Genomic DNA, 3219 nt, shown 5'->3' on the forward strand with positions numbered 1-3219 from the left:
CTCGATCGTCTGCCACGGGGTCTTTTCCGCGTGCAGGAGGCGCTCGACGCGGTAACCGATGGAAGAGCCCGAAGCCTGGTGGGCCTCGGTAAACCAGCTGAGCTGCTGCTGCGACATGACGCTTGATCCTGGAAACGGGTAGGGGTGTAAACCGGGGATTGTACCGGCTCCGGATGAAAAAACGGCCAAGTCCCTGACCGGGCAGCCGTCGGGCCCTCTTGGGGGCGATACACGGATGTCATCCCTGCCCGCTACAATAGAAGGTCAGCCGCTACCCGTATTGGGATAGCTGGCCCTGCCTGGTCGGCCCCGCGGCGTGCGAGGCTCCCGGCCGCCCAGGCCTGTTCTACGTCAAGGTTCGCCGCTGCGACTGTTCCGCGCCCCCTCAAGGGGACACGACAACATCACCTGGAGACCGCCTCCCCATGGCGAACTGGTCCATCGATCGCGCCAAGCTGACCTACGCGATCCCCCACTGGAGCAACGGCTACGTCGACGTGGCCGCCGACGGCCACCTGCAGATGCGCCCGCGCGGCGACGAGGGCCCGGCCCTCGACCTGCCGGCCATCGTGGCCAAGGCCACGGCCGAAGGCCTGCGCCTGCCGCTGCTTGTCCGCTTCCCCGATATCCTGGCCGACCGCCTGCGCAAGCTGCAGGAGGCCTTCGGCAAGGCCATCGATGATGCCGAATACGCCGGCAAGTACACCGCGATCTACCCGATCAAGGTGAACCAGCAGCGTGGCGTGGTCGGCGAGCTCGTGGCCGCGGGCGAGGAGGGCTTCGGCCTGGAAGCCGGCTCGAAGCCCGAGCTGATGGCCGTGCTGGCCTACGCCCGCCCCGGCAGCATGGTGGTGTGCAACGGCTACAAGGATCGCGAATACGTCCGCCTGGCCCTGATCGGCCTGAAGCTGGGCCTGCGCGTCCACATCGTGGTCGAGAAGCTCTCCGAGCTGGACCACGTGCTGGCCGAAGCGAAGGCGCTGGATGTCGAGCCGCTGCTCGGCGTGCGCGTGCGTCTGGCCTCGATCGGCGCTGGCAAGTGGCAGAACACGGGTGGCGACAAGGGCAAGTTCGGCCTGAGCCCCGGCCAGGTGCTCGAGCTGATCGAACGCCTCGACGCCGCCGGCCTGAAGCACACCCTGCGCCTGCAGCACTTCCACATGGGCTCGCAGATCTCGAACGTCCGCGACATCGCCGCGGGCATGCGCGAGGCCGTGCGTTACTTCGTGGAACTGCACAACCTCGGCGTGCCCATCGATGTGGTCGACGTGGGCGGCGGCCTGGGCGTGGACTACGAAGGCACCCGCTCGCGCAGCTTCAACTCGATCAACTACAGCATGGGCCAGTACGCGGCCAGCATCGTGCAGCCGCTGGCCGAGGCCGTGGCCGAGTACGGCATGCCGGCGCCGACGATCTTCACCGAATCCGGCCGCGCGATGACCGCGCACCACGCCGTGATGGTGGTGAACGTCAGCGAAGTGGAAGAGGTGCCGGAGGGCGCGATCGCCGCGCCGCGTGCCGAGGAGCCTGCGGTGCTGCGCCACCTGCGCGAGACCCACGCCGAGCTCGACGAGCGCCCGCCGCTGGAACTGTTCCACGAGGCGCAGCATCACTTCGCCGAAGGCCAGGCGCTGTACGCGCTGGGCCAGCTCGACCTGCGCGACCGCGCCACGCTGGATGACCTGTTCTACGCGATCGCCAACGCCGTGCGCCCGCGCCTGCTCCCGGCCGAGCGCGCCCACCGCCAGGCGCTGGACGACCTGGACGAGAAGCTCGTCGACAAGTACTTCGTGAATTTCTCGGTGTTCGAATCGGTGCCGGATATCTGGGCGATCGACCAGATCTTCCCGATCGTGCCGATCGCGCGCCTGGATGAAGAACCGACGCGTCGCGGCGTCATCGCCGACCTCACCTGTGATTCGGATGGCCGCATTGACCACTACGTCGACGCGGAAGGCGTGGACGTGAGCCTGCCGCTGCACCCGCTGAAGGACGGCGAGTCGTACCGGCTCGGCATCTTCATGGTGGGCGCGTACCAGGAGACCCTGGGCGATATCCACAACCTGTTCGGCGATACGGATGCGGTGAACGTCCGCGCCACCGCCGCGGGTTATGAGTTCGCGCACATCCGCCGCGGCGATACGACTGACCTGATGCTCGACTACGTGGGCTACGACGTGAAGGCGCTGCGCCAGACGTATAGCGACCGGATCAAGGCGGCGGGCATCGAAGGCGCCGTGGCCGATGAGCTTGCCGCTGCGCTCGACAAGGGCCTCACCGGTTACACCTATCTGGCGGAAACCACGCGATGACACTGAAGGCTGCATTCATTGGGCTGGGCGCGATGGGCGCCCCGATGGCTGGCCACCTCCACGCGAAGGGGCTGTTGGCCGCGGTGGGTAATCGCACCCAGGCCCGCGCTGATGCGCTGGCGAAGGAACTGGGCGTGCAGGCGCCGGACCTCGCGTCGATCGCCTCGAACTGCGACGTGATCGCCGTGTGCGTCAGCGCCGATGCCGATGTGATCGGCGTGGTTGAAGCGCTGGCACCGACGCTGAAGAAGGGTGCCATCGTCGTCGACCATTCGACGGTCTCGCCGGATACGGCGAAGAAGGCCGCGCGCATCATCGGCGATGCCGGTGGCGCGTTCCTCGATGCCCCGGTATCCGGTGGCGTCGAGGGCGCGAAGAACGGCAAGCTCTCGGTGATGGTCGGCGGCGACGCGGACGTGCTGGAAACGGCCCGCCCGGTGCTCGAAGCGTATGCGGCCCGCGTGACCCACATGGGACCGGTGGGCGCCGGCCAGGCCACCAAGGCGGTGAACCAGGTGCTCGTCGCGGGCATCGCCCACGCGGTGACCGAAGGTCTCGCCCTCGGCGAAGCGCTGGGCCTCGATCCGGAACGCCTGATCCCGACGCTCGGTGCTGGCGCGGCGGGTAACTGGTTCCTCGAGAAGCGCGGCGCCAGCATGCTGCGCAACGAGTTCTCGGTGGGCTTCAAGCTGGCGCTGCTGCACAAGGATCTCGGCATCGTCCGCGGCATCGCCAGCGATGCAGGCACCGACCGCACGATCATCGAACAGTCCCTGGCGGACTTCGCGCAGCTGATGTCCGAAGGCTACGGCGACGACGACATCTCCGCGCTGATCCGGCTGAAGCGAAAATCCTGATCCGTTGTGGGAGCGCGCTTGCGCGCGATGGGGCTTGCCGCAACCTCCAT

At 67.6% G+C, this 3219-nt stretch carries 2 protein-coding genes and 1 pseudogene; 2 read left to right on the forward strand and 1 reads right to left on the reverse strand.

Translation table 11 applies throughout. The features are described from left to right. Positions 1–117: pseudogene (locus ACTHLF_RS04835) on the reverse strand (polyamine aminopropyltransferase); the annotation flags it as partial. A 308-nt stretch (positions 118–425) separates the two neighbouring features. Here ACTHLF_RS04835 and speA point away from each other — a divergent pair. Both speA and ACTHLF_RS04845 read left to right on the forward strand, forming a co-directional pair. Further along, positions 426–2312: an arginine decarboxylase gene (gene speA / locus ACTHLF_RS04840; protein WP_440325340.1), complete on the forward strand. Its 1887-nt coding sequence runs from the start codon at positions 426–428 to the stop codon at positions 2310–2312. After that, positions 2309–3169, forward strand: coding sequence for an NAD(P)-dependent oxidoreductase (locus ACTHLF_RS04845; RefSeq protein ID WP_440325341.1), 861 nt, complete (start codon positions 2309–2311; stop codon positions 3167–3169). Before speA ends, ACTHLF_RS04845 begins: the two co-directional genes overlap by 4 nt. Positions 3170–3219: the final 50 nt, after the last annotated feature.

It is taken from the genome of Luteibacter sp. (genome assembly GCF_051958795.1).
In the GTDB taxonomy this organism is placed as follows: Bacteria; Pseudomonadota; Gammaproteobacteria; order Xanthomonadales; family Rhodanobacteraceae; genus Luteibacter.

Excerpts from the sequence above, each read along its gene's own strand:
- speA (WP_440325340.1), top strand. The coding sequence starts at position 426 with ATGGCGAACTGGTCCATCGATCGCGCCAAGCTGACCTACGCGATCCCC.
- ACTHLF_RS04845 (WP_440325341.1), top strand. The coding sequence starts at position 2,309 with ATGACACTGAAGGCTGCATTCATTGGGCTGGGCGCGATGGGCGCCCCG.